30 protein-coding genes are annotated in these 23,145 nt (G+C 57.5%); 21 read left to right on the top strand and 9 right to left on the bottom strand.

Annotated elements, in window-relative coordinates; translation table 11 throughout:
- Nucleotides 1–402 (top strand): tetratricopeptide repeat protein (locus EKH80_RS20095; RefSeq protein ID WP_230473847.1); only part of this gene is annotated, 402 nt, incomplete at its 5' end.
- A gap of 216 nt (nt 403–618) precedes the next feature.
- Nucleotides 619–942, top strand: coding sequence for a hypothetical protein (locus EKH80_RS20100; RefSeq protein WP_126686592.1), 324 nt, complete (start codon nt 619–621; stop codon nt 940–942).
- A 56-nt stretch (nt 943–998) separates the two neighbouring features.
- On the opposite strand, the gene EKH80_RS20105 is transcribed toward EKH80_RS20100, so the two are convergent.
- Complete coding sequence (locus EKH80_RS20105; RefSeq protein WP_126686593.1) at nt 999–1,532, bottom strand: dihydrofolate reductase family protein; 534 nt, start codon at nt 1,530–1,532, stop codon at nt 999–1,001.
- 142 nt (nt 1,533–1,674) lie between these two features.
- Here EKH80_RS20105 and EKH80_RS20110 point away from each other — a divergent pair, with 142 nt between their 5' ends.
- On the top strand, nt 1,675–2,178 hold the full coding sequence (locus EKH80_RS20110) for a hypothetical protein (protein ID WP_126686594.1): 504 nt from the start codon (nt 1,675–1,677) through the stop codon (nt 2,176–2,178).
- Between the two features lie 113 nt (nt 2,179–2,291).
- The gene (locus EKH80_RS20115; RefSeq protein ID WP_230473848.1) at nt 2,292–2,987 is read left to right on the top strand and encodes an SIR2 family NAD-dependent protein deacylase; all 696 of its coding nucleotides are present in this window, start codon (nt 2,292–2,294) and stop codon (nt 2,985–2,987) included.
- 533 nt (nt 2,988–3,520) lie between these two features.
- On the opposite strand, the gene EKH80_RS20120 is transcribed toward EKH80_RS20115, so the two are convergent.
- The gene (locus tag EKH80_RS20120; RefSeq protein WP_126686595.1) at nt 3,521–4,201 is read right to left on the bottom strand and encodes a response regulator; all 681 of its coding nucleotides are present in this window, start codon (nt 4,199–4,201) and stop codon (nt 3,521–3,523) included.
- Nucleotides 4,202–4,264: 63 nt separating this feature from the next.
- Nucleotides 4,265–4,642: an Hpt domain-containing protein gene (locus EKH80_RS20125; protein ID WP_126686596.1), complete on the bottom strand. Its 378-nt coding sequence runs from the start codon at nt 4,640–4,642 to the stop codon at nt 4,265–4,267.
- A gap of 99 nt (nt 4,643–4,741) precedes the next feature.
- Here EKH80_RS20125 and EKH80_RS20130 point away from each other — a divergent pair, with 99 nt between their 5' ends.
- The 6 genes from EKH80_RS20130 (at nt 4,742) to EKH80_RS20155 (ending at nt 9,385) form a co-directional block, all read left to right on the top strand.
- Nucleotides 4,742–5,059, top strand: a complete 318-nt coding sequence (locus EKH80_RS20130; protein ID WP_126686597.1) for a hypothetical protein — start codon at nt 4,742–4,744, stop codon at nt 5,057–5,059.
- A gap of 70 nt (nt 5,060–5,129) precedes the next feature.
- Nucleotides 5,130–5,717 (top strand): carbapenem self-resistance protein CarG family protein, encoded by a 588-nt coding sequence (locus EKH80_RS20135; protein ID WP_126686598.1) that lies wholly within the window; start codon nt 5,130–5,132, stop codon nt 5,715–5,717.
- Nucleotides 5,718–6,177: 460 nt separating this feature from the next.
- Entirely contained in the window at nt 6,178–6,534 is a 357-nt protein-coding gene (locus EKH80_RS20140; RefSeq protein WP_126686599.1) for a hypothetical protein, read from the top strand.
- 102 nt (nt 6,535–6,636) lie between these two features.
- A complete protein-coding gene (locus EKH80_RS20145) occupies nt 6,637–6,891 on the top strand; it encodes a hypothetical protein (protein WP_126686600.1) in 255 nt (84 codons plus the stop codon).
- Nucleotides 6,892–7,072: 181 nt separating this feature from the next.
- Complete coding sequence (locus EKH80_RS20150) at nt 7,073–7,699, top strand: YdcF family protein (protein WP_126686601.1); 627 nt, start codon at nt 7,073–7,075, stop codon at nt 7,697–7,699.
- A 324-nt stretch (nt 7,700–8,023) separates the two neighbouring features.
- The gene (locus EKH80_RS20155) at nt 8,024–9,385 is read left to right on the top strand and encodes a S41 family peptidase (protein ID WP_126686602.1); all 1,362 of its coding nucleotides are present in this window, start codon (nt 8,024–8,026) and stop codon (nt 9,383–9,385) included.
- Between the two features lie 127 nt (nt 9,386–9,512).
- On the opposite strand, the gene EKH80_RS20160 is transcribed toward EKH80_RS20155, so the two are convergent.
- Together EKH80_RS20160 and EKH80_RS23890 are read right to left on the bottom strand one after the other, a co-directional pair.
- The gene (locus EKH80_RS20160) at nt 9,513–10,193 is read right to left on the bottom strand and encodes a response regulator transcription factor (RefSeq protein WP_126686603.1); all 681 of its coding nucleotides are present in this window, start codon (nt 10,191–10,193) and stop codon (nt 9,513–9,515) included.
- 65 nt (nt 10,194–10,258) lie between these two features.
- On the bottom strand, nt 10,259–10,828 hold the full coding sequence (locus tag EKH80_RS23890) for an Hpt domain-containing protein (RefSeq protein ID WP_158628902.1): 570 nt from the start codon (nt 10,826–10,828) through the stop codon (nt 10,259–10,261).
- Nucleotides 10,829–11,519: 691 nt separating this feature from the next.
- On the opposite strand from EKH80_RS23890, the gene EKH80_RS20170 reads away from it, so the two are divergent.
- The 6 genes from EKH80_RS20170 (at nt 11,520) to EKH80_RS20195 (ending at nt 15,576) form a co-directional block, all read left to right on the top strand.
- Complete coding sequence (locus EKH80_RS20170; RefSeq protein ID WP_126686605.1) at nt 11,520–11,816, top strand: helix-turn-helix domain-containing protein; 297 nt, start codon at nt 11,520–11,522, stop codon at nt 11,814–11,816.
- Between the two features lie 681 nt (nt 11,817–12,497).
- Complete coding sequence (locus EKH80_RS20175) at nt 12,498–12,773, top strand: hypothetical protein (RefSeq protein ID WP_126686606.1); 276 nt, start codon at nt 12,498–12,500, stop codon at nt 12,771–12,773.
- Nucleotides 12,770–13,114, top strand: coding sequence for a helix-turn-helix domain-containing protein (locus tag EKH80_RS20180; protein WP_126686607.1), 345 nt, complete (start codon nt 12,770–12,772; stop codon nt 13,112–13,114). Before EKH80_RS20175 ends, EKH80_RS20180 begins: the two co-directional genes overlap by 4 nt.
- Before the next feature lie 18 nt (nt 13,115–13,132).
- Nucleotides 13,133–14,149 (top strand): ImmA/IrrE family metallo-endopeptidase, encoded by a 1,017-nt coding sequence (locus tag EKH80_RS20185; protein WP_126686608.1) that lies wholly within the window; start codon nt 13,133–13,135, stop codon nt 14,147–14,149.
- Nucleotides 14,150–14,478: 329 nt separating this feature from the next.
- Nucleotides 14,479–14,766, top strand: a complete 288-nt coding sequence (locus EKH80_RS23895) for a C1 family peptidase (protein WP_158628903.1) — start codon at nt 14,479–14,481, stop codon at nt 14,764–14,766.
- 3 nt (nt 14,767–14,769) lie between these two features.
- Nucleotides 14,770–15,576: a thymidylate synthase family protein gene (locus tag EKH80_RS20195; protein ID WP_126686610.1), complete on the top strand. Its 807-nt coding sequence runs from the start codon at nt 14,770–14,772 to the stop codon at nt 15,574–15,576.
- Here EKH80_RS20195 and EKH80_RS20200 read toward each other — a convergent pair.
- From EKH80_RS20200 to EKH80_RS20210, 3 genes are read right to left on the bottom strand one after another with little or no spacing between them, the layout of a single operon-like run.
- Nucleotides 15,570–16,244, bottom strand: coding sequence for a uracil-DNA glycosylase (locus tag EKH80_RS20200; protein WP_126686611.1), 675 nt, complete (start codon nt 16,242–16,244; stop codon nt 15,570–15,572). The genes EKH80_RS20195 and EKH80_RS20200 overlap by 7 nt on opposite strands.
- On the bottom strand, nt 16,241–17,452 hold the full coding sequence (locus tag EKH80_RS23900; RefSeq protein ID WP_158628904.1) for a nucleoside triphosphate pyrophosphohydrolase family protein: 1,212 nt from the start codon (nt 17,450–17,452) through the stop codon (nt 16,241–16,243). The genes EKH80_RS20200 and EKH80_RS23900 overlap by 4 nt, the downstream gene beginning before the upstream one ends.
- The gene (locus EKH80_RS20210) at nt 17,449–17,760 is read right to left on the bottom strand and encodes a DUF4031 domain-containing protein (RefSeq protein WP_126686612.1); all 312 of its coding nucleotides are present in this window, start codon (nt 17,758–17,760) and stop codon (nt 17,449–17,451) included. The genes EKH80_RS23900 and EKH80_RS20210 overlap by 4 nt, the downstream gene beginning before the upstream one ends.
- A gap of 41 nt (nt 17,761–17,801) precedes the next feature.
- Between EKH80_RS20210 and EKH80_RS24480 the strand changes: the two genes are divergently transcribed.
- On the top strand, nt 17,802–18,167 hold the full coding sequence (locus tag EKH80_RS24480; protein WP_126686613.1) for a helix-turn-helix domain-containing protein: 366 nt from the start codon (nt 17,802–17,804) through the stop codon (nt 18,165–18,167).
- Nucleotides 18,168–18,372: 205 nt separating this feature from the next.
- Here EKH80_RS24480 and EKH80_RS20220 read toward each other — a convergent pair whose 3' ends face one another.
- Nucleotides 18,373–18,960 carry a DUF4124 domain-containing protein gene (locus tag EKH80_RS20220; RefSeq protein ID WP_126686614.1) on the bottom strand — a complete coding sequence of 196 codons (588 nt, stop codon included), beginning with the start codon at nt 18,958–18,960 and terminating at the stop codon, nt 18,373–18,375.
- Nucleotides 18,961–19,461: 501 nt separating this feature from the next.
- Here EKH80_RS20220 and EKH80_RS24485 point away from each other — a divergent pair.
- The 4 genes from EKH80_RS24485 (at nt 19,462) to EKH80_RS20240 (ending at nt 23,113) form a co-directional block, all read left to right on the top strand.
- Nucleotides 19,462–19,626: an SDR family oxidoreductase gene (locus tag EKH80_RS24485; protein ID WP_425481168.1), complete on the top strand. Its 165-nt coding sequence runs from the start codon at nt 19,462–19,464 to the stop codon at nt 19,624–19,626.
- A gap of 83 nt (nt 19,627–19,709) precedes the next feature.
- Nucleotides 19,710–20,063: a putative quinol monooxygenase gene (locus tag EKH80_RS20230; protein WP_126686615.1), complete on the top strand. Its 354-nt coding sequence runs from the start codon at nt 19,710–19,712 to the stop codon at nt 20,061–20,063.
- A gap of 789 nt (nt 20,064–20,852) precedes the next feature.
- A complete protein-coding gene (locus tag EKH80_RS20235) occupies nt 20,853–22,118 on the top strand; it encodes an MFS transporter (protein ID WP_158628905.1) in 1,266 nt (421 codons plus the stop codon).
- The gene (locus EKH80_RS20240; RefSeq protein WP_158628906.1) at nt 22,115–23,113 is read left to right on the top strand and encodes a helix-turn-helix domain-containing protein; all 999 of its coding nucleotides are present in this window, start codon (nt 22,115–22,117) and stop codon (nt 23,111–23,113) included. The genes EKH80_RS20235 and EKH80_RS20240 overlap by 4 nt, the downstream gene beginning before the upstream one ends.
- Nucleotides 23,114–23,145: the final 32 nt, after the last annotated feature.

A 23,145-nucleotide genomic window follows, 5' to 3' on the forward strand; every position in this document is an offset into this window, starting at 1 on the left:
GCCTCGCTGAATTTGGATTTCTTCATGACACCTCCTGGCGGAAAAGATGCCAGAAAGTTCTACTTCCCGCATGTCCAGGACCTGGGGGAGCTTACGCTCTCGCCTTTCAATTCCCAGTTTCTCTCCGAGCTTGGGAATGTCTACGAAAACGAAAAGAACTGGTCAAGCGCGCTGGATACGTTTCAGAGTGCGGATGGCGCCGCCGAATTTGCGCCGCCCGAGCAAAAGGCCACGCTCCGCTGCCATGCCTTGCGCGGCCAAGGCTTCGTGCTGGTCGAGCAGCATAAGCTCGACGAGGCGGCAAAGAAGTACAACGCCTGCCTCAGCATCAGCCCGGGAGATCAGAGGTCGATCGACGAGCTTGGTTATGTCAGGGGGTTGCAGGCCAAGGCGGGGAAGTGATTACCATGCGGCGCTGGTCCGAAAGCGGGGCAGGGGGCGATAGATTGAGTGCAATCTAGAGGTCTGCTTTCAGCTGGAAGCGGGCATCGTGCATAAACGCCAACCAAATGGCTCGTATAGGGAAGGAATATGAGAAGGCTATGTCTATTGATCGCCACCTTGGCCCTCGCCCTTGGCTCTACGGCAGCCCTTGCTTCAAAGGAGGGTCTCCTTCGAATGAGCTCATTTGAGTTCACTTCGGAAGGTGTCGGCGAATCAGGCAATGTGACGATCACCGGGAAGCAAGGGAATGGCGGTATCTCAGAACTCACCATCATGGCCTTTGGGAAGCAGTTCAAACTGGATGGAGAGCAGTTGGACAAGGTCAAGGGCTTTGCCGTTAATGGCCTTCAACTGTCCTACGAAGCTGGATACAAGGAACTGGGTGGCCGCACGATTTACATCGTTCTCTCAAAGGGTTTTACCTCCGGAACTATCGGCAAGAAATTTGTGGTCGTGACCGAAAGCGGAACACTCAGCGTGAGCGACGAACTCCGTTAAGTAGTCTTCTGCGGTTACCCGGGGCGTCGACGTCATCCGTCAGGCGCGTTGCGCCATTAAGCCGGAGCGTAGGTCAACCTGATCACGTCCTCGCCGATGAAATCGCTGGCCACCAGGCGCAGCGGCGGACGAGGGCCCGCGAAGAAGGGCTTGCCGTGACCCAGCACGACGGGGCGGAGGTAGAGTCGATACTCGTCGATAAGACCAAGGTCGGTCAGGCTTCGCGCCAGGTCCGGGCCGGCGACATCGATCTCTCCGGAGCGCTCGGCCTTCAGTCCCCGTATCGCCGCCTCGATATCATCGGCAACCAGGATGGCGTTGAGGCCGACTGATTTAAGCGAGCGCGACACGACCCACTTCGGTAGGCTTCGGTACACCGTCGCAAATTCGTGATCCTCCTTGTCCCAATCAGGCTGATCCTCGTCCCAATAACGCATGATCTCGTACGTACGGCGTCCGTACACCAGGCCCGTCAGGTTGCGTACGTGTTCTAGGAAGTGGCGAGAGACCAGTGGCCCGGGAGGCCCCAATTTCTGATGGTCGACATAGCCATCCAGGGATTGTGACAATGCGAACACAAGCTTTGCCATGGGAACCCTCCACTGGAGAGTCTCCAGGATAGTGGTGGTGCCCTTACTTCGCGAGCATTTTAGTGGATGTCCCCAATCGCCACCCAATCGCCACTCTTAACCTACCTAACGTGAGGCTGAACCAGTGCGTATTGGCTTAACCGTGAACTCCCAACAGCAGTACATTGCGTCGATGCCATCTGAGGGTTTTTTGAGTGCGCATCTCAATCTTTCGGATCGCCCCAAGTCTGGTGAGACTAAACGTAGAATTCGCATTGTTGGACACGATACTTCTTTGGCCACCGAAAACGTTTCGATCTTTTGGCCAGATATCGAGCTGGCACTAGGAGACGTTGTCGAACTCGCGGTGCTCGAAGACGGAATTGGCTCGCCACCGTCATCTATTCGACGCAGTTCCCAGGATCAGGGGAATCTCTTTGCTAGCAACGAATTGGCGGCCGAAGCGCTGGCAATCGGCCACGAGTTTGAAAAGAAAATTCTCTCACTGCTACAAAAAGCCGAAATGGCGGAGACTGGAGAGGAGGCAAAGAAGATCCGCTTAGCCACAGGTCACCTTATTGCTGCATTGGGTGAGCATCTATTTGCACCGATTTGGCGCCGCCATTCGGATTTGGTGCCGCCAGAGATGAAGGGGGAATTGCTATAAAGGGTGTTGCTACAGCATCAGTGCAACCTTGTGTTGAAGCACCAAACCATAGTGTCTGCTACTTAGCGGTCGTTCCCTGGCTTAGCTCAAATAATTCAATCTCGGAGATTCGCGTGGCGGAGAAGGTCGTCGTCTTCACTGGCGCAGGTGTTAGCGCAGAGAGTGGGTTAAAGACCTTTCGTGACATGGGCGGTCTCTGGAACGAGTACGCCATCGAGGACGTTGCGTCGCCCGAGGGATGGAGACGGAACCCATCCGCAGTGTTGAGCTTCTACAACGAGCGCCGCCAGGCCGTATTGGCAGCACAGCCAAACGCAGCTCACAGAGCTATCGCCAGCCTAGAGGCAAAGTTCGATGTCGTCGTGATCACCCAGAATATCGATGATCTCCATGAACGAGCGGGTTCTACGAATGTCATCCATGTTCATGGCGAAATTATGAAAGCCAGAAGTTCAGTCGATCCATCACTCATCTACATGCTGGCGAACCCAACCATTCAGCTCGGGGAGCTCTGCGAAAAAGGAAGCCAGCTACGCCCAGATGTTGTTTGGTTCGGAGAGGACGTCCGATTCATGGAGGAGTGCCTTGGACACTTCTCAACGGCCTCCCGGATCATCACGGTAGGTACGTCGCTCACCGTCTATCCGGCTGCTGGTTTGGTAAAGAAGGCCCGCTTCTCTGCAGAGAAGTATTTGGTGTCTCTAGAAGCCCAGAAGGTCCCCTACGGTTTTAGATTTCTGAGGGGCGCTGCAGCCACCGTCGTGCCTCATGTCGCGACTTGCTGGCTGGAAGGCCGTAAGCCCGTATAGCAGCCGAGTCCATCGCGGTCAGGGTGGTGGTCCACCGGCAAGCTAGCAGAAAAGAACGAGCAGGCGGCAAAAATAGTCGGCGATATCCTGAAAAGCCCAGAAGCGGTTAGAGCAAAGCTTTCAGGAGGGCGGAGTTGAATATCGCATTGGACAGGACGGACAAGGAGTGAGATTTAACAAGGATGGTTTCTTCAGTACAGTGTTGGACCCAAGGACGAAAATCAAATGAGTGGCTTTAGTGTCGACTTCGTAAGTCCTGTTGAGTACGAGTGGCTTGCGGCGGAAATCTCTTATGAAGGGCAGCTCATATGTCGCGTAAGTGACGAGCGCCCTGATCGGTAATTGGAGGTTCAATTCGCATTTGATGCTCGGATAGGTAAAGTCATGTCCCCAATAGCGCCGTTGCGTGAATTCATGTTGCTTTTGGAAGATGTTGCAAAAGAAGTGGAGGCGTGCCGTGACAAAAAATAACAAATAACGGGAAATGACGGAGCTAGGGGTTGGCCTCTGTATTGACCCATTGCTGAGCCTGCTCACCCGCGCTGATACCGCACCTTGAACAACTCGCGGTCGTTACATAGACCCATCTTGCGGAAGGCTGAGTGCTTCTGCGCGCTGATCGTGGTGACAGACCGGGAAAACTTTTTGGCAATGGCTGTGATGGACATCCCATCGAGCAGGCAGCGCAGCACCTCATGTTCCCGTGCAGAAAGCTTGAAGGTGTCCAGCAACTCGTCGCCGAGGCCCTTGCCGGGCTCGTCACTCCGATGGATGGAGTTGATTGGGCTGGCAAGGTCGGTCAGGTGTCGGCTGAAATAGGTTCGGCCCGCGGCCACCGCCCGGATGGCCAGGTTCAGTTCGGAGTCGTGCTCGGCTTTGCCAATGAAACCGTGAGCGCCGGCCTTCTGCGCGACAGCCATCGTGGCGGCGTTGCAGTGGGATGACACCACCAAGACGCGAACACGCGGATGATGCAGATGCAAGGAGCGCAGCAGCTTGGCGCCATCGGTCTCCGTTGCACCCAGTGCGTAGTCCGTAACGATTACGTCGGGTCGGTCTTCCTTTAGCGCATCGAAGAGTTGCCGAGGCGTGCAAAAGCTGCCTGCTATGTCCACTCCGTACTCTTGCTTGAGCAGCAGCTCCATGCCATGGCGTACCAGCACGAGGTCTTCGAGCAACATCACGCGCAAGCGCGGCAACAGGGCATCGGACATGTCCTACTTCCTTTTCAGATTAACCTGGCCTTCTTTTCCTCTTTCGCTGCCCGCATCGTCTGCTTAGTCAAAGTGGCGGGCGATAGCGACCTTCAACGCGGCGAGCGTGCGCTGGATGTCATCCGGCTGCAGCGATGCATAGCCTCTTGCCGCGAGTTCGAGCCGATCCGCCAACTCGGCCACCTGATCTGCATGCAGCACCAACGCCGCGCCCTTCGCGCGATGCGAAAAGTGCAGCATGTTGGCGGTGTCCTGCCTTGCCAGGGCTCGCTCATACTCCTGGACGTCCGCGTCGATACAGGCTCGGCGCCATCGGGGCGGCAGGGGTTCATCCGGCGCTTGATCAGCGGGAGGCGGTAGATCAAGCCACCGCGCGAGGGTGGCATACAACTGCTCGGGGCGCAGGGGGTTGTGCAGGACATCATCTAGGTGGCTAGTCAACTAGACGCCAATGTCAGATCATGGTCCGAACTGCCTACGCGAGCCCATACTTCGCGGCCTTTTTTGGTGGATGTACCCAATCGCCTCTCCAATTGCCGAATGACTAACGTTGCCGAAGTGCTTTTCCAAAGCAGGAGCCCGACTGCGACGCCGGACGCACTGGCCGATCAGCTGGGCCGACTCGTGTGGCAGGGTACCGATAATGGCGCCTCTATTCTGAAGGAACTGGCAGAGTGGATTGAGGAAGGCGATGCGGAACACGCCGCTATCGCACTTGCCTTCGACGAGGGGCTATTGTTTTGGCCGCCGGATCAAATGAGCGCAGCACTGGACCGCTTGGCGGTTCGCTTGCCTCAACTCGGTCAGAATATCGAGACTAGGCGGAATTGGTTGAGAGAGAATTTTGGTGACCACTAATGTCCGGTTCCGCCATCCACAGCGGACATTGGTTGGCCTGATCGGATTCGATGAATTCAAGGGATTCTGAATGCACAAGCAGGTGTTATGGACCATTGGATTTTTGGCTGTGCTCTGTCTCGTTACCGGGTTTGCTTCGGCCTCCGAGCAGGACGGCAATGCCGAAATATCGATCGACAACGGCATCAACCGGTTTGTCCTCGATGGAAAGGAGTTCATGGCCGTCAGGGCCATACGGGAGAACTTCAACGCACATGACTTTGATGTCGTTACCTTCTATGTGCGCGATTCGGATACATGGAAACTCGTTCCCCTATTCGAGGACTACTCAGACAAGCAAGGTGCTGAGCGTGACCTTCTGACGGTAAGTGGAGGTGCCGACTGTGTGCTACATGACTTCCGTCTGCTGCGTGCAACGGCGACGCATCCGCTAGAACTCGTTGCGGCTGACCGCGAGCTGGGTAAGAGCTACGCAGATAGCAACATTGTCCATTTCACATACTTTGAACTGGCGACGAACGACGCCAACATCCCGGGGCGGCCGTCGCTCTATTTCAAAATGCAGAAATCCACCGTTGCTAGAGCCCAATACTGCGACGTTAATGAAGCGCTGGACAAAGAACTTCATTTGGGGGCAGATAGCCATTTCAGTAGATGACGCTTCTGCGTGGAACGTCCGCTTTCGGCCGACGCGGATCTCAAAATGTTGGGAGGGCGAATGCGTCAATACCATCGCCTGATGCACCGGCAGAGCCCGAACGTCTGCGTAGACGATGAGCGAATTGAGCTGCTGAAACTGCTGATATCCGCGCCCGGGGTAAGCGACGTAGAGATCATCGAGAGGCATCCAAAGGGTGGGTATGTGACCCGATTTGAGCTGTCACCAGACATGCTTGACGATTTCACTGCCTGCCTTGTCGATCACGACTGGAGGCCTGCGGTCTAACCGGGCCTGTTACGAGATGCCCGCTTTCGCCCAAAGTGGACGGTTCGCGCAACGCCTGGCTGGTAGCATGGTCCGAACGGGGTTGACGTCCGATCCATTAGGAAGTGAACCTGCCCCGGTCTGCCTGGAAGGGCTGCGACTCTGAGCGCCGTAACATCCAATAGAGGTGGTAATGGAATACGTAGAAGAAGCCTGGAATTCTCCGATTGGTGTGCTGAGCCTTTTGGATGCGGGGGAAGGGATTTCTGCCGCGAGGGCTTTGATTGGACTAGCCCTCAACTCGCCCACTTTGGTGCCGGCCCTCGAAGTCACGCTAGCGGCCGCTCGCTCTTCCGATCCCCTAGTTCGTGGAAATGCGTTGCTCAGTTTCGGGCACTTGGCTCGTCGCTTTGGCGAGCTTCCACGCGAGCCGGTATACGATCTGGTCGCTAAAGGGCTGGCTGATGCTGATGCGCATGTTCGAGGGCAAGCAGACGCGGCGGCTGATGATCTGGATCAGTTCCTGGGCTGGCGGATCGATGGGAGGTGATGTCCACTTGCTAGCATGTCCGGCATGGAGCAAGCGGGTATTCAATGGACACGGCCATCGATGTGCCGCTAATCCTAATCTGAGATGAGAGGGTTTTAGGAGATGTGGTGCAAGTTCAAGGTGATCGGATACCTGAAGCTGGAATCGTTGACGGTACAGCCTATCGCGCCGCCGGCTCCAGAAGGGCGAGTGATTCTTTTCGATGTTTTTGTCGCTGAGATAGCGCTCGACCTAGTTCCACACGCATTGCGGATGCCAAACAGCGAGTTTTGGGGGCTGGTGGAGGGTAGCCGGACAGTTGTCGAAGTTCGCGCCGAAATCGTCAAAGATTTGCAATGGGTTGCGTTGACCGGCTGAAGCCACTGAGTATGCCGGGAAAGGTGGCGATCCCGACGCTTGACACACTGAAATTAAGAAGGAGGGGCAGAGCCGCCTCTCCGTAAGAAGCACTGCCCGCATTCCGCCCCCTCCTGGCCATGATGTCCGCTGTGCTCATGGCGCAGACTTTCGGCTTTGACGATGGAAGGAGTGGTACCAAATGACACGCACTCGCCCGCACACCCGCTGGTGGCGGCTTGTCTATTGGGGATGCGCGATCTGGACGATCGCAGCTGCAACCGTGGCTTTCGCCGGTTTGCTTACGACGCCCAAGCGTGCCGATCTCGCTCTGGTCCTGGGGAACACCGTGACCAGGGGGAATCGCCCCATGCCTCGCCTTGAGGCCCGCCTTGAAGCGGCCAGGGCCCTGTATGCCAATGGCGGTTGCGCGACCATCATGGTTAGCGGCGGGATTTATCCACTCGATCATCGTAACGAGGCCGCAGGCATGAAGCAGTGGCTGGTCGACCATGGGGTTCCGTCTCAGGACATCGAAGAAGACCCCTACGGGGATGACACGCGCGCCTCCGCTCGCCATGCAGAGGCGTGGCTTGCCGCGCATGACAAACATAGCGTTGTGGCTGTTTCTCAGTTCTACCATCTTCCGCGCGCGCGGCTCGCCTTGCGCCAGGCGGGCGCAGTAGATGCCGGTGGCGCCTATCCGCGCCGTTGGTTTTTGCGGGACATCTATTCCAGCTACCGCGAGGCACTCGGCTATCCGGCCTACTGGCTGCAACTGGACGGAGCACTTCGCCGTAGGCACGCCGACATCAAGGCAAGCAGCTGATTAGGCGATCCATGTGCGTTCGAAAGCCGGGCTCAGGGTGCACATTCCAGCAGTCCGCTTCCGACGGCGGATTCAGTCCGTCGATGCAACACTCTAAAGAATGCGCGGGCGGCGGGGGGGCATCGACCGGCCGATTCGCCCCCAAAGCGCACCTTGCAGGCGTTGAGATCCCTGTGACTTGCGGCACTACTGGCTTGTGCGACGGCGGATGCAACCTATCGGCGCTGCTGAGCTTCCTAAACGGGACAAAAGGGGTGATCAGTGCGTGCCATCCTCCGACGAGTAGTTCTTGTTCTCGCAAGTTTGGCTTTGGCCCTCGTTGTGATGGTGGGTGGACTAAACCTAGCGTTCCACTTCCTTTTCCATCGCGCTGCGCCAAGCGCCAGTTATCCGACGCCGTCATCGCCTTTAGAGGCGCAGCAGCAAGATGTCGACTATCTCACCAAGGTGATAGCGCGCGATCGTGCTTTTTCGCCTACCGCACGTGAGACGGTAGAAGCACGCCTCGTCGCTCTCCGATCCATGCCGAATGCGCTGCCGCCACCCGCTTTGCACGTAGCGCTGATGCAAGTGATGGCGCTGGCCGACAATGGTCACACTCGAATGGACGCAACGGCCGAGCAGCGCGCGCTGATCGTTCCGCTAAGGGTGACGCGCTTCGCGGAAGGTTTCTACGTCACTCGGGCGGCGACTGCCTATCGCGAGATGCTCGGCGGTCGCGTGGTGAGCATCGACGGGCATCCGATCGATCAGATCTTGCCTCAGCTGGATACGCTTCGCGGCGGCGTGGAGGGCTTCCGTCGGGAAAACGATGCGATCTACATCATCGTGCAAGACTTGCTGTACGGCTTGGGCATCGCCACCGAGCCCAAGGCTTCGACCTGGACTGTCGTACTGTCCGACGGTCGAACGGTGACGCGTCGACTGGATGCCTATTCGATGCACAAGGGCGACAGACTACCTGCTGGCGGACGTTGGTTGTCGCCCGAACCGAGCAAGGGCGTCGAGCAAGACTGGAGCGCTTACCACCCGCAATCCACCGAGCTGCCGGAAACATGGCGGGATTTCGATCATCCTTTCCGGCTATTCCCTGCCGCGGACAGCTGCGCCCAGGTTGTGCGACTGCAGAGTATCGGGGATGTTGGTAGTCATCGGATTTCACCGTTTCTCGCTGAGACGGAAGCAACGCTTCGCGCAAACCCACCCTGTGCCGTGATTCTCGACCTGCGTGGCGATGGCGGTGGCGATTACACCAATACCTGGCATTTCACGCATGCGCTGCCGAACTTGCTCGCGCCAGGTGGTCGCATCATCGTACTCACTAATTCGGCGACTTTTTCCGCCGCTATCACGACGGCCGCTTTCGTCAAAGACGCCGGTGGCGATCGGGTCGCGATCATTGGCGAACCGGTCGGCGACCGCTTGTCCTTTTTCTCCGAGGGTAACAAGGCCTGCTTGCCCAATCTAAAGGTATGCGCCTACCCGCAAACGGCGAAGCATGACTACCAGCGCCCTTGCGACAACTGGCGGGTATGCTTTTGGCTCAACTGGTTTTATCCCGTCAGAGTGAGGAGTCTGCAGCCGGATATCGTCGTACCGCTCAGGTTTGAAGATTGGAACACGGGCCACGATGCAGCCTATGAGACTGCGCGCCAGCTAGCCATGCACCCGGCCAGCAAAACGTAAGCTCGCGGCCGGAGCCTTCGTGTCTCGCCGAGTCGTTGTCGCTGTGCAGCTAATAGACGGGCTCCACCCAATAACCAGCTGTGGGGCGGGCCGTGGATTCCCTGTTTTGATCCGGTACTGAGCCTGCTCACCCGTGCTGATACAGCACCTTGAACAACTCGTGGCTGGTACATACACCTAGCTTGCGAAAGGCGGAATGCTTCTGCGCGCTGATCGTGGTGACCGATCGGGAAAACTTCTTGGCAATGGCTGTGATGGGCATGCCATCGAGTATGCAGCGCAGCACCTCATGTTCCCGAGTGGAGAGGTTGAAGGCGTTCAGCCACCCGTCGCCGCGATCCTTGCCGGGCTCGTTACTCTGATGGATGGGGTTGATAGAACTGGCTGGCTCGGGCAGATGCCTGCCGAAATAGGTCCGACCCGCGGCAACCGTTCGGATGGCTAGGTACAATTCGGTCTCGTGCTGCGTCTTGCCAATAAAGCCGTGAGCGCCGGCCCTCATCGCCAGGGCTATCGTAGGGGCGTTGCAGTGGGACGACACCACCAAGACCCGCACATGCGGATAATGCAGGTGCAAGGAACGGAGCAACTTGGCGCCATCGGTATCCGTTGCACTCAGGGCGTAGTCCGTAACGATCACGTCAGGTCGGTCTTCCTTCAACGCCTCGAAGAGTTGCCGAGGCGTGCAAAAGCTGCCTGCTATGTCCAATCCGTACTCATGCTTGAGCAGCAGCTCCATGCTATGGCGTACCAGCACGTGGTCCTCAAGCAACATCACGCGCAAGCGCGGCGACAAGGTATCGGACATGTCCTACTTCCTTTTCAGATTAGCCTGGCCTTCCTTTTTCCTCTCACGCTGCCCGCCTCTTTGGTCTAGTCAAAGTGGCGGGCGATAGCGACCTTCAATGCGGCGAGCGTGCGTTGAGTTTCATCTAGCTGCAGCGGTGCATAGCCTCTTGCCGCGAGTTCCAGTCGATCCGCCAACTCGGCCGCCTGATCCGCATGCAGCACCAACGCCGCGCCCTTCGCGCGATGCGCAAAGTGCACCATGTTGGCGATGTCCTGCCTTGCCAGGGCTCGCTCGTACTCCTGGACGTCCCCGTCGATACAGGCTCGACGCCAACGGGGCGGCAGGGGTTCATCCGGCGCTTGACCGGCGAGTGGCGACAGGTCGAGCCAACGCGCGAGGGTGGCATACAGCTCCCCTGGGCGCAGGGGAGTGTGCAGGACACTATCCAGGCGGCTATCCAAAGCGCGACGCCAGCTCTCCCCACCTTGCCCAACGATGGCAACGAGGGGAATATGGGCGTGTCTTGCAAGGTTAGCGACCGTAAAACGCAGCACGGCTTGATAGACGGCTGCGTCCGGCCCCTCCAGGGCCATCAGGATCACGTCGGGCACCTTCAAATCCATGGCATTCAAGGCTGCCAGGCTGTCAGGCACGGGGAGTGAGTCCAGGCGAAGCGCTTTGAGTTCGGCGGTCAAAACGCTACGCGTTTCAGGATCATTCGCCACCACAAGGATGCGCGCTGGCGCCTGGGGCCGTGCGTGGTACGACGCGGAAGGCTCTCTCACATCCAATGGGTTAAACCACTCCGTAATGCGAGAAGCATAAGAGATGGGCGCAGTCGGAGGCATCCAAGAAGCGGTCTCTTGCCAACTAGCCGAAAACGTCAAATCGCCGTCCGACGCTCGTAAGCAAGCCCTTACTTTGCGGGTTCTTTGGTGAATGTCCTCAATCGCTCTGGCCGAAGTGATGTAGGTGAGTTTAGATAGGGGTGCTGCGCGGCTTTGAAACCAAAACGGGCTGTCGTGCCGGTCCTCTCGACTGTCCGCACCTTTGGTTACCCTGGCCGAGCGGGAATCTATATGCGTGATTTGTTTCATGGCAGCCCAGATCCTTTGGCATGTGTTCTGTCATCTTCGTCGTGTCTGATGACTCGTTGCGGCCTCTGGCTCAGCACGGGTTGCTGGATGGTCTGATCAGGGGGGGCGATTTGTATGGTTGTTTGGCACACTAAAAAATCTGTCCACAGCGACGTCATGCATTCAAACACATGCGAAGAACACATATATGAAGCTCGCATAAATAAGCTGCGCATATAGCTTTTCATGCCACTCGGAGGGTTGCGCGGTGGCACGGAAAAGCATCTACAGGCCAGAGCATCGAATCTTCGCGGAGCTACTCCGCGACGTGCGAATGCAGGCGGAACTCACGCAGGAGCAACTAGCAACGACGTTGGATGTCGACCAGGCATTTGTTAGTGAGGCGGAGCGGGGCAGGCGGCGTCTGGACACCGTTCAGGTACGCGACTGGTGCCTGGCATGCGGAATCGACCTCGTTCACATCAGCAGGGAATTCCAGAAGCGGCTGAGTAATCCTCGATACCAAGAGCCGAGAGAGCCCGATGGTCGGCGTAGGCCACGGTAAGCGCGGCGCCTGAGGTAAGGGCGTCACAGCACGCGATCAGTTCCCCTAAGGGCGATATATGGACGCCCCCTCCTAGTCAAGCCTTTGCGCTGAATGACACGGTGCTCGGACATCTATTCGGCGTCGTCGGTGGGGCGATGAATAGCCCCGCGCCTGGATGAGCTGCGACCCTGAGTGCCCTAACATCCACGCAATCGGGGACATCCAAGAAATGGTCCCTAGCCAACTAGACGCCAATGTCAGGTCACCGGCCGAAGCGCGTAAGCAAGCCCTTACTTCGCGGACTATTTGGTGGATGTTCTCAATTGCCGTAATTGCCTAAAGGCGAACGCCATAGTCGGTACCAACTGGCGACTCATAGTTTGTGCTGGGCGATGCCTATCCATACACACTTTGATTCATACGTGCAGGCAAAGTGTGTATTAGTGCATAGAAATCATGTATTTATGGCCATGTGTGCTTAACCAAGGCTGGCGTAGATCGGGCACAAGGTATGTGCTCGTCCCGCTGGTTAAGTCCGCAAGCGGAACGCATATCCACTCTTAGCTACTCTATCCGCGACCCGGTGACCTCGGCGCCGCCGATTGGCAGTCTACGAAAGGGTTTTAGAGCCAGAGGCTTATTGCGATTAGCATTTCATCGTAGTACGATTTTCTTACCAAGATGGTAGCGAGGTACTACATGAGCGAGCATAAGGCCGAGCTCGAACGGATCCTCAGCAACTTCTGGGATGGCAATGAAATCCCCACCAATGATGCTCCCACGAGCACAGACCAGCTTGGCGCTGCGTTAGATTCGATCACGGCCGTTGCGGTCCTTCTTGAAGTCGACACATTATTTAAACGGAAGATTCCAGTGGAGGCGGTCATCCAGCGAGGCGGTTACAAGGATAAGGAAGAATTCGTTACTAAGTTGCGCGACCAAATCCTTAAGGTCGTTGAGGAAAGCAAAGCATGAGCAACGCAAAAAAAACGCCACGCCAGGAGCTGGCTGAGCGTTTGCGTGGTGCACGCGAATATTTGGGCCTATCTCAAGACGAGGTCGCAGTAGCTATGCAGCTTTCCAGGCCATCGGTGACACTTATGGAGTCCGGCGGCAGGAAGATCGAAGCCACAGAACTCGACAGGCTGGCGAAGCTCTATCGAGTGAGCGTCGAGTACTTGTTGTCGGGACGCGAACCAGAGGATACGGAGCCGAAGCAATTTGCATTCCTGGCGCGAGCGGTGAAAGGGTTGTCCGAAAGCGATGTTCAAGAAGTCGCGCGATTCGCCGAATTCTTGAAGAAGTCCCCCAAATAACCGGCAGCGAGTAAGGGAATGCTCGAATTCAAGACGAAAGCCGCGCAGATCGCTGTAGAAGTCCTACGGGATACAGGTGCTGAGCGCCGCATCCACGAAGATGGCTACACGCGCGTCGATCCACTTTGGATCGCTGCGATGCAAGGCGTCATGGTCATGCGTCGTCCCTTTGAGAAGCTATTAGGTGCGTTCGTACGCGAATCGACGCCGGGCATCATCATCAACTCCGATCGTCCCACGGGTTTGATTCACCTTACCTGCGCGCATGAACTAGGCCACTATTTCCTCGGGCACGAGTCGACGGCCGACGAGCACATCCAATACGACAAGGACGCCGCGCTCCAGGAACGCGAAGCCGACTGGTTCGCCTACTGCCTGCTTACATCCCGTGGCGTCTTGGCCCAGACGATGCGCCGAAAGGGCTGGTCCATCGCCGCGCTGCGGGATCCGCTGAATCTTTATCAGCTCTCCCTCCGTATCGGTGTGAGCTACGCGGCCATGGCCTGGAGCCTGGCGCGTTTAAAGTTGTGGGCTTCCAGTGATGCCGATCGAATGACGCGCACGGAGCCCGCTGAGATCAAGCGGTCGATCTTGAGCCGTGGCGACTTTGAGGCACGCAATGACGTCTGGTTGCTTGATGAACGTGATCGCGAGCTGATTCTAGAGCCATCTGTCCGCGATCAAATCGTAGTTCGCCTTCCAAATCACGCACCGTCGGGCTACCTCTGGTCGTTGGATGAGGCACACAGCGAAGGTTTCCGGATACAGCCGCTAGACACATCCGCCCGCCCGGCCGCAGCAGAGCCGCCGAGTACTACCAATGCCGAGGCTGATCACCTTCTGATAGGCCATACAGAACGGGGTAAGTTCGCAGGGCAGATCTTGCCCTTAATCTTCACGGAAAAGCGTCCTTGGGAGTCCAAGTCGGAAGACGAAGCCCGCTTTCGGACTTCAGTTGGTTTTGAAGAGGCTGGAGAGGGACTCAGCGCTGGTTCGCGCCGCCGTCTACTGCAGGAAGGTGCTCCTGCAGCATGATCACAATTGAACTGACGCTTCCGCAATCGAGATTGAGCGCGCGAGACCAAGGCAGGCGTCTAACGTGCTTAGCGTTCGCTCTTTGCGAAGTGGAGTATGGCTATTCGCCGGGCGGCTTTTTAAGCCCGGAATACCTATACCAACGCGCAGCAGCTCGCTCCCGATCGTGGGTCCCAAACTGCGGGCTGCAACTTTCCGCCGCGCTCCAGGCGGCAAATCAGATTGCGCTTGAAGTGGACTGCCCATATCAGCAGACGGAACCCCCTTTTCCCTTGCCACCACTGCCCTCGGGTGTCCCTCTCTTTGGGGGCTCAGCACACGCATTTTCCATGGATACGGACGAGATCATTCGGCGGTTGCGTGAGGGCCTGGTTGTGGGCCTTGGGCTCATGCTCACCCACGCCTTTTATGCGCCTGATGGCGACAGGATTCGCGACGGCGCTCCCATTGTTCCGCAGTCAGGTCATGCAGTGGCCGTGGTGGGTCTAGGTTGGGAAGAAGAAGAGGCGTTCTTTCTGATCCGCAATAGCTGGGGCCAAGCATGGGGCCAGAATGGCTCCGCATGGCTATCCGCCGACTACATTCAAACGCATGCGCAATGCGCATTTGGGGTCTAGAACATGGCTGAGCTTATAGTCGGTGACCGTATCATCCCCGTTTGGCTCGCAGCGGTAAGGAAGCTAAACACCAGTCCCGGCCGAACGGCACTCAATGTCGTCCTGGAGATCGCGTCTCCCACGCTTATGGCGGACGACCTGGAGATATGGCGAGCGGTCGATGCCAAGCTGAGGACGCACACCACTGACATGTCACTCGACACTGTTGCAGGCACGCTATTCCCCAATCACCTTTACAAGCGGTTCGGCCGACCCGATTTCTACGATCGATATTTGACGGCTATCAAGCGCGGAAAAAAGAAAAACAGCTGGGGCACTTACGCGTGGCGCATGATGGAGCGCCCGGACCGCAAAAGCGGGAAGAACTTCAATCCGCTTGACCGTATCGTGCAGAAGTTTATCGACGCAAAGAATGGGCAGGGATATCAAGCTGTCTATGAGCTCGGCGTTCTCGAACCGGATGATTTGCTCGAAAATGGTGGCGATGGTCCATGGTGTGAACTTCCCGTGGCGAACCCTGCAGCAAAGCCGCGGCGCAATATTCCCTGTCTTAGCCACCTTAGTTTCAAGCTAAATAAAGGCCGAGTCACATTGACTGCCGTATACCGGGCACACTACTACGCGCAGCGTGCCTTGGGGAACTTGATTGGTCTCAGCCAGCTGCAGAAGTTCGTAGCCATCGAGTCGGGCTTGGGAATCGGTCCGCTGACCTGCGTTAGCACGCTTGCTGTGCTCGATACCGACACTTGGGGTGGTGTCGATGCAACAACAACCTTTCTTGGGGGCCTTCCCTCGACACGCGATCAGTAGGCCAAGAGAGCCTGCCGCGGTTTCGCTACCCGAGGTGCGGGGAGAGAGTACGCGTGGCGCATGCCATCTCGGAAGTCCATTACACCGCCGTAGCTCGGATGCCTTACCGTCGTTACCTTGGCATCGAACCGGCTCGCGTAGCGCGCAGCATCCTGGCCGATGGCAACGATGCGTTTGATACCTAACCAAGAGATCAACGCGGCGTTGAGCTCTTCGACTTCGCGAAGTTCAGCATTGCTGAATCGGCGATTGGTAAATGGATTGCCAGGTTCGTGTGGATGTAGTGGGAAGACGTTCCACAGTAGCGGAGGAAGATCGAGGCTTCTGAGGATTGTCCAGATCTCAGCTGCCGTCCGTTCTGCAACCGCAGGACCCTTCGTCGCCTGTCGCGACTCGCAACCCGGATAAAGCTTGCTCATCTCGGTCAGATGGAGCTCATCGGTCAGGGCGAGTCCGGTTCTGCGCCCCCCCCGGTAGCCCAGGTCACGGCCCATCCAGATGGTATCGACGCCGATCGACTTCGCGGCAGCGAGATAGGAACGCAGATTTCTCCGCCTGAACGCGGCGGCATCGCTCAGGTCATGCACCGGGCACACGTCAGCGTACGGGTTGAACACGTTGTGCTGACGTAAAGCAGCTAGGGCGCGAACGAAGGAGGCAGGATTCATGTGGGGTGAGGGAGCTCTTCGTATGTAAGCGTATGATCATTCATGTTGACGGTGACGCGGCCACCCCGATTGGACTTAAGCATCCGAAATACCTCAAAGCCTCTCAGGATGGCCATTTCCCACTGCCATAGTGGGCAGGCCTCCACCTCATACCCTTCCACCATACTTTTGATCTGCTTAAGAAGACCGTAGTCTAGCTTGCCCTGCGCGACATTTTCGTAGTGATCGCGGCGCTTTGCATGATTGAAGATCCAGGTGGCGATGCCCTCCTCGATGATCGTCGCGCGAGCCCCGTCCTCGTTCTCATCGATCTTCGGCTGAGACTTTCTTTTCAGTTTCAACAGGCCACGGAGCACAGGAGACCAGCCTAAATAGGCGACGTAAGCGAGATGAAAGACGTCATGAAAACGATAGTCATCTGGCTCATTGCTGTTGTCTGTTAGACGGTCGCCAATATTGACGTCTTGCAGACGTTGCACAACATAGGTGCGGCCACCTTCAATGCGCTCGACGAAATCGATACTAAACACCCTGGGAAACTGTTCATATTCGGGATAGCGCTCGCTAGGATCAAAAAACGGCAGAAACGCTTGCTCGCTTGGCCAACGATTGGCCGTCTTGGCCAAGTTCTCATAAGCCACGTCTTCGACTTTGAGATCGAACGTGTGGCAGGCCAGTGCCCACTCAGCCAAGATTTTCCCCAGATGCTGACAGGCCGTGGGATGGCTCATTGTTCTCAGCTGCTCGCGAGCAGTCGAGGCTAAGACTCCGGCTGCATTGGCAAGAACGCCCAGCTGAAATGGGCGAACGATGTCCCATTCACCGCGATGGGAATCCATCACTCCGTCGATATGGCGAAACGTAATAGGAAGCTTAGGCGTTGTATCTTTGTCCTGAGCGCGCTTGCGCAACTCCCGAATGCACTCCACGCCAAGATCATCTGGACTCACTTGAAGTGCTTTGGCGACACCGAATAGGTACCAGAGCGCATCTCCCAGTTCTTCCGACGCTAGCTGGCTTTGGGACTCGCTGAGCTGGTCCCGAACGCTGCGCTTGACCGAAGATAATAGCCCTCCGACTTCACCAAAGAACCCGAACCTCAGGTAATCGAGTTCTTCCGGGTCTTTATCCAGCTGGTTTGTGGCGCTGGATTTGAGCGCGTACTCGGGTAAAGAGAGAGCAGCACCCCTTCGCTTGGCTGGCGTCATGGAACAACTTCCTCCTGGAGGTTGCGTTCGGCCCATACAGCACGCTGGGCAAGGAGCTCGCGCCGCAGAACCCTACTTCGATCAACAATGGTAAAGCGATCAGCGTCCACGGCGCCGAGACGTAGCGCTTTTTCGCGAACAGTCATCGTGACGTCGTAGTGCGGATAGGCGCCATGGTCCTGGAACCACTGGCGCTTGAGCCCGAGGCGCCGAGCGAAATCGTGCAGCTCACTCAGCGAATCAGCGACGAGATGACACCACAGGCGGTTGCGCCATCGGATCCCCTCGGAATCAATGTAGACTGCCATGGGTCGAAACCATCGCGAGAGTGTGCAAATATTATGCACAAATGGCGATCAGATTCAAATCAGCTGCGGACGCCGCGGCGCTAGGGGCTAGCTTGAGGTTGGCTCGGGAGCGCCGCAAGATGTCGCGTGCAAAACTGGAAAAAAGGATAAATGTCGACCGATCTCAGATATCAAGGATCGAGCGGGGTCAAATACTATTGGTGAGCACAAATGTGCAGAAAATATGCACATATCTACGCGTTCAGATTGAACCTTATGTTGGGCAATCAACTGACGATCGAGCATCCCTTCAAAGCCGTTTGATTCGCATAAATTCACTCCTTGGAGGACGGCAGGGAGGCGACGGCGCTGTGAGCCAGCTCCTTAACGCCCTGGAGGCGTTCGCCGAGGCTTATTCAGGCAAGTGACACGCTAGGTTTCAGCTACTGCGAAAGTCTGGCGGAGCGCTGTCTCACCAGACGAGTCTGGCCCGGCACTGAGCGGCGATTTCTGACTGCTCAATCTGCGGTCATTAGTCTTTCCGCCTTGCGGAAGAGGGAAGGGGTCAGGATGTTCCCAATCGTCGCATGCTGGTAAACAGCGTCCCCGACCCGCAGAAAGCCAAAGCTTCGCTCATTCACATACGGTGGAGCCGTCTTTGCCGACCGTACACCACTTGCCCCTGGCGGAGTTGAAGGTCTTCGCGGACTGACTTTGCAGCGCATCGCCAGGGTGCTGTTGCTTTATCTCGCTCCAGTGCTCTTTGCGAAACTTTTCTTGCGCCGCATCAGCCGCCACCCGTTTATCCTGCATTTCCTGCATGGTCTTTTGATGTCGGGCCTCGTCTTCGGCTTGCATCTCGCGCCGCATCTGGGCGTCTTGGGCTACTTCCTTGGCGCGTTGTTCTTGCTGGTGCCTGACGTTGGCTTGAACGCGGTCCCGGTAGAGGGCACTAACGCCATTCGCAGCAGCGAAATCCCTGGCCTCTTCGTCGTGGCCGCTATCGAGTAGGCGATAGACGGTATTGGCGATACGGTTCTGCTTCGCCTCGGCGGCTTCCGCCTCCGTCTCCTTGTGCAACAAAGTGGTTTGCTGGCTAGGGCAGGGGGTATCGCTATAGGAAACGGTCCCGTTCTTGCCCGTGCACTTGTAGATATCCGTGCCATTCGCCGTTGAGACCATCAGAGGCAAAAGCACAATCATCCCAAACCTGGCTTGCATGCGCGTTCCCCGATACGTGCCGTTGCGGGAAGTCTAGCAAGCGAATCGAAACGCTACGCGTCGCGCGATGGAAGAGTCGAACGCCAACAGCGCTTCGAGATTCCGAATCGAGTGGCTAATGGCGAATGCCGAAGTCCGTCGCCCCGTTGTCACCTGACGAAAGCTCGATGTCTGGCGACAGCTGTGAAGACCGCGAGCGCGCTTAGCTTGGTGTTTTCCATTAGTGAACCACATTCATCACCGTAGCAAATATTGCTTACTTTTTCGCAGCAGTTCAAATCACCAGAATGGCGCCCAAGGCAAAAGGCCGGGTTGATTCCGACCTAGCCCTTCAAAGACAAAACTTGGATTTTCGAGATGGTTATGAACGCACGCATTGCAAATTAAGACGCTCGCCGGAAAGGTGGCCTTGACCAAGACGGCCTCGATCAAACTGTCCAAGGAAGGCATCCGCGTCAACGCGGTCACCCCCGCATCATCGATACGCCGTTCCAAGACCGCATCCGGCCGGGCACCGAAGCGAAAGCCTTTGTTGCCTCGGCCGTGCCCGGCGGCGCAGGCACGTCGGCCGAAGTAGCAAATGTTGTCGCCTTCCTGGCCTCCGATCACGCGTCTTTCGTCTCGGGTCACGGTCTGCTCGTCGGCGATGGTTACTCCATAGCCTGATCCCTCGCCGTACCAAGCCGCCGATTTCTCGCTACGCCTCCACCGATTACCGACTTATCTCCCCAACCCCCTTGGAGTTCCTCATGACAACCCAGCCCATTGCGAAAGCCCCTGAAGCCGCCAACGGCGCACAACTCACCCTGATTGCCTTCATCCGCGCCAAGCGTGGCCTAGGTGATGAGCTCGGCCGCCGGCTCGCTGGCTTGGTCGACCAGGCGCGCGCCGAGCCCGGAAATATCAATTACGACCTTCATCGCTCGGACGAAGATGCCGATGTCTGGGTTATCTATGAAAACTGGAAGCACCCGTCGGATCTCGAGGCGCACTTCGAACTTCCGTACATGAAAGCATTCGTGGCAGCCCTTCCCGAAGTCCTGGAAGGCGAAATGGATCTGCGCCGCAGTTCGATGGTGACGAAGGTCCAGAACAAGGCCTGACGCACAACCAACCCTCTTTCGTTAGTGGCGCCTCATTTGAGGCGCCACAGCGACAAGTCCGGCGATTCCGACTCCGCCGCGCGTCCAGGTCTTGCCGCATCCAGCCATCCAGTGCGCCAGCCAAGCTGGCAGAAGGTAGATGGTGCAAGTCCATCACGGAGAAGAGGCAAGGGATGCGATCGGGGAGATCCGTGCCATCAGGTCAATCGGAGACATCCAAGAAACGGTCTCTATGTCTCTGATCGAATGTCGGTTTCGGGCAGAACTGCATAGTCCGTACGTTTTCGCACATCCTAAGTTTGTGCATTTGACCGCGCGCCGACACAGACTATGCCGTCTACTAAGATCCATAGTCTGTGCGTATTCTTTTCGGCCAATGAGTTACGCACGACGCAAGTTCGAAAAATGACCTTATATAACCTCATAGTGTGTGCAACGAGGCAGCACTAAAGCCGGTCTAGTGCGCTGGTTGTATAGCGGATCGATTGCTCAACATGGGTATTCAAAGCCACGTGCCCATTTACGAAAAGCAGCTAGTCCGATCGTCAGAATTGGGAGAGCGCTTGTCGTATCGCTCAGTGAGCCGAATGCCGCCGCTTATCTCGCCCTATGGTCACAAGGTGACCGGCAACGTCCGGCCGTCATGGGATCTCACGCGCGCCCGCCCGCCGGTAGGTTGGTTTTTTCCTTGGCATGAGGCTTGCTACGAGCCCTTTGAAAAGCTCTCGAATATGGCTGGCATCGCACGGTAGCCGTGCCGCGGGGAGCGTAGCGTTGTCAGGGGGCGATTTGAAATCACGGAAACTGGCGGTGCCGCTGTTTGCATTGCTGGCGCTGGGTCATTGCCTGGCGTTTGTTGATCGCAACCTGCCCGCGGTCGCCGCGCCTTTGTTGAAGACGGACATGGGTCTGTCGGATGCGCAACTGGGTCTGCTCGATGGACCGGCATTCGTGCTCCTCTATGTGGTTGGCATGTTGGGGAGCTGGCCGCTTGCGCGTTCGCGCAATCGCTTTCGTATGCTGGCCTTGTGCATTGTTACGTGGGCGGCAGGCATGGCGATCTTTGCGTTCGGGCACGCTTTTATCGTGCTGGTGCTAGCGCGAGCGATGGTGGGCCTGGGCCAGGCCGCCTATGTGCCACTTGCCTTGAACCTTATGGTTGAGTGCTCGGCGCCACAGTGGCGTGCTCGCTCCATCGCGATATTTACCGCGGCGGCGCCGATCGGGCGTGGCCTTTCGCTGCTGCTGGGTGGAGGCGTGCTGGCCATGTTCGCGCGATGGGTGCCGGGTGCGGCCTTCGCGCACTGGCGTCTGCTGTTTCTGGTGATGGCGGCGCCGAATCTTTTATTGATCGGAATGCTCTTGAATCGCAAGGAGCTATCGCACGAGGCAGCGCCACCGTCCGGCGGGGTTTTTAAGCAGATACAGGCTGCTTTCTGGGAACGCCCGGGCATGATGTGCGCCTATTTGTGTGGGGCCGGCGCCAGCGTGCTGGTGGTGCAGGCCATTGGCGCGTGGGCGCCGTCGATCTTGCATCGCGAGCACGGGCTTACGCCGGCGATGGCGGCATCGGTATTCGGCGTTTGTTTGCTGGTGGCCCAGCCAGTCGGGCACTTCACAGCCGGCGCGCTCATCGACCGGAGCCAAAGAGGCATGTCGCCCATGACGATGGTTGCTTGGGCTTTGTTGCTGGTCATTCCGCTGCTGAGTCTGATTCCTCGCGCAAGTTCGGCATCCACGGCGTGCTGCTTGCTGGCGCTGGCATCGCTGGTGGGGGGCATCGCAGCGCTGGCTGCGTTGGCCAATTTGCCCTTGATATTGGGTACATCGCTGCACGATGCGGGGTTTCGGATCTTTCTTTCCTTCATCACTTTGACGGGCGTGGCACTTGGCCCTTTCATGACGGGCCTGATCAGCGACGGTCTGGGCACCGGCGGACACGGTTTATCGCTTGCCTTATGCAACGTGTGCGCAGGGGCTGCGGTGCTCGGAACGTTGGCCGCTTTTTTTGCTGGCCGGAACGGACGTCGTACGGCCATGGAGCATGTCGGGTGAGCGAAATTTTCGTGTTCGATAGCGCGGCCTATGATCCGGACGTCGCATTCGCGCGCTATTGCGATCTGTATGCGCGTGGCGCGGATGTCGAGCGCACGGACGCACCGTTCTACGCTCGCGTTCGCAGCTGGCGTCTGGAACGCACCATTGTGTTCGCCCGCGAATACGGCGGCATTCGTCATCGCCGCCGCGAGCGCGTGGAGTCGGATGGATTCGATCATTTTGTGCTGAGCCATGTCATCGGCGGTGAACTGTTCGCCGGCCCGGACGGCCACGCGATGACGATCAGGCCGGGCGAAAGTGTGCTGCTCGATACGTGCGAACCATCGGAAACGGGTGCCGACGGCGTGGTGCAAATCACCGTGAGCCTGGCGCGCGATGCTGTGCGCGCGGCGGTTGGCGATGTGCAGGGCTTGCACGGATATCGGATTGGCGAGCGCGAAGGGGGGTTGCTCGCCGCCTTTTTGCGCGCGCTAGTGGAGCAGATGCCGCACCTGCCGTTCGCTGCGCATTCAACGATTACACGCACGCTTATCGATCTGCTGTCGGTGGCGGTGAGTCCGCTCGGTAGCGGCGCGCGCGCGGAGTTCTACCGGCTTGAGCACGTTCGCTTCGAAACGGTGCGGCGGCTTATCGAAGCAAACATCGGTGTAGCGGATTTTTCCGTCCAGCACATTACGCAGGCCACTGGCATCTCGCGCGCGGGTCTTTATCGTCTTTTCGAATCCAGCGGCGGCGTCAACCGCTTCATACAACAGTGTCGACTGCAGCAATTGCGCGAACGGCTGGATAACCGCGTGTTCGACAGTCTGTCATTGGCCGAGTTGGCACCGACGCTCGGGTTTGCCGATGAAAGCCATGCGAGCCGCTTGTTCAAGCAGGCGTTTGGTATCCCGCCTGGTGCTTATCGCGCCATCAGCATACGTGGCGCGCAAGATCCTGCGGTGGAAATGATGGCGCGTCGCTGGAACAGCAGCCTGACCGAGCTGCGCTGACGCGTTCCTTGTCTGTGTGTTCTAAACCTGAG

The organism is Dyella choica (assembly GCF_003977665.1).
In the GTDB taxonomy this organism is placed as follows: Bacteria; Pseudomonadota; Gammaproteobacteria; order Xanthomonadales; family Rhodanobacteraceae; genus Dyella_B; species Dyella_B choica.

What these genes read in the sequence shown, in the direction of transcription:
- EKH80_RS20100 (WP_126686592.1), top strand. Translation starts at nt 619, where the DNA reads ATGAGCTCATTTGAGTTCACTTCGGAAGGTGTCGGCGAATCAGGCAAT.
- EKH80_RS20105 (WP_126686593.1), bottom strand. Translation starts at nt 1,532, where the DNA reads ATGGCAAAGCTTGTGTTCGCATTGTCACAATCCCTGGATGGCTATGTC.
- EKH80_RS20120 (WP_126686595.1), bottom strand. Translation starts at nt 4,201, where the DNA reads ATGTCCGATGCCCTGTTGCCGCGCTTGCGCGTGATGTTGCTCGAAGAC.
- EKH80_RS20130 (WP_126686597.1), top strand. Translation starts at nt 4,742, where the DNA reads ATGACTAACGTTGCCGAAGTGCTTTTCCAAAGCAGGAGCCCGACTGCG.
- EKH80_RS20135 (WP_126686598.1), top strand. Translation starts at nt 5,130, where the DNA reads ATGCACAAGCAGGTGTTATGGACCATTGGATTTTTGGCTGTGCTCTGT.
- EKH80_RS20140 (WP_126686599.1), top strand. Translation starts at nt 6,178, where the DNA reads ATGGAATACGTAGAAGAAGCCTGGAATTCTCCGATTGGTGTGCTGAGC.
- EKH80_RS20145 (WP_126686600.1), top strand. Translation starts at nt 6,637, where the DNA reads ATGTGGTGCAAGTTCAAGGTGATCGGATACCTGAAGCTGGAATCGTTG.
- EKH80_RS20150 (WP_126686601.1), top strand. Translation starts at nt 7,073, where the DNA reads ATGACACGCACTCGCCCGCACACCCGCTGGTGGCGGCTTGTCTATTGG.
- EKH80_RS20155 (WP_126686602.1), top strand. Translation starts at nt 8,024, where the DNA reads ATGGTGGGTGGACTAAACCTAGCGTTCCACTTCCTTTTCCATCGCGCT.
- EKH80_RS20160 (WP_126686603.1), bottom strand. Translation starts at nt 10,193, where the DNA reads ATGTCCGATACCTTGTCGCCGCGCTTGCGCGTGATGTTGCTTGAGGAC.
- EKH80_RS20175 (WP_126686606.1), top strand. Translation starts at nt 12,498, where the DNA reads ATGAGCGAGCATAAGGCCGAGCTCGAACGGATCCTCAGCAACTTCTGG.
- EKH80_RS20180 (WP_126686607.1), top strand. Translation starts at nt 12,770, where the DNA reads ATGAGCAACGCAAAAAAAACGCCACGCCAGGAGCTGGCTGAGCGTTTG.
- EKH80_RS20185 (WP_126686608.1), top strand. Translation starts at nt 13,133, where the DNA reads ATGCTCGAATTCAAGACGAAAGCCGCGCAGATCGCTGTAGAAGTCCTA.
- EKH80_RS23895 (WP_158628903.1), top strand. Translation starts at nt 14,479, where the DNA reads ATGGATACGGACGAGATCATTCGGCGGTTGCGTGAGGGCCTGGTTGTG.
- EKH80_RS20195 (WP_126686610.1), top strand. Translation starts at nt 14,770, where the DNA reads ATGGCTGAGCTTATAGTCGGTGACCGTATCATCCCCGTTTGGCTCGCA.
- EKH80_RS20200 (WP_126686611.1), bottom strand. Translation starts at nt 16,244, where the DNA reads ATGAATCCTGCCTCCTTCGTTCGCGCCCTAGCTGCTTTACGTCAGCAC.
- EKH80_RS23900 (WP_158628904.1), bottom strand. Translation starts at nt 17,452, where the DNA reads ATGACGCCAGCCAAGCGAAGGGGTGCTGCTCTCTCTTTACCCGAGTAC.
- EKH80_RS20210 (WP_126686612.1), bottom strand. Translation starts at nt 17,760, where the DNA reads ATGGCAGTCTACATTGATTCCGAGGGGATCCGATGGCGCAACCGCCTG.
- EKH80_RS24480 (WP_126686613.1), top strand. Translation starts at nt 17,802, where the DNA reads ATGGCGATCAGATTCAAATCAGCTGCGGACGCCGCGGCGCTAGGGGCT.
- EKH80_RS20220 (WP_126686614.1), bottom strand. Translation starts at nt 18,960, where the DNA reads ATGCAAGCCAGGTTTGGGATGATTGTGCTTTTGCCTCTGATGGTCTCA.
- EKH80_RS20230 (WP_126686615.1), top strand. Translation starts at nt 19,710, where the DNA reads ATGACAACCCAGCCCATTGCGAAAGCCCCTGAAGCCGCCAACGGCGCA.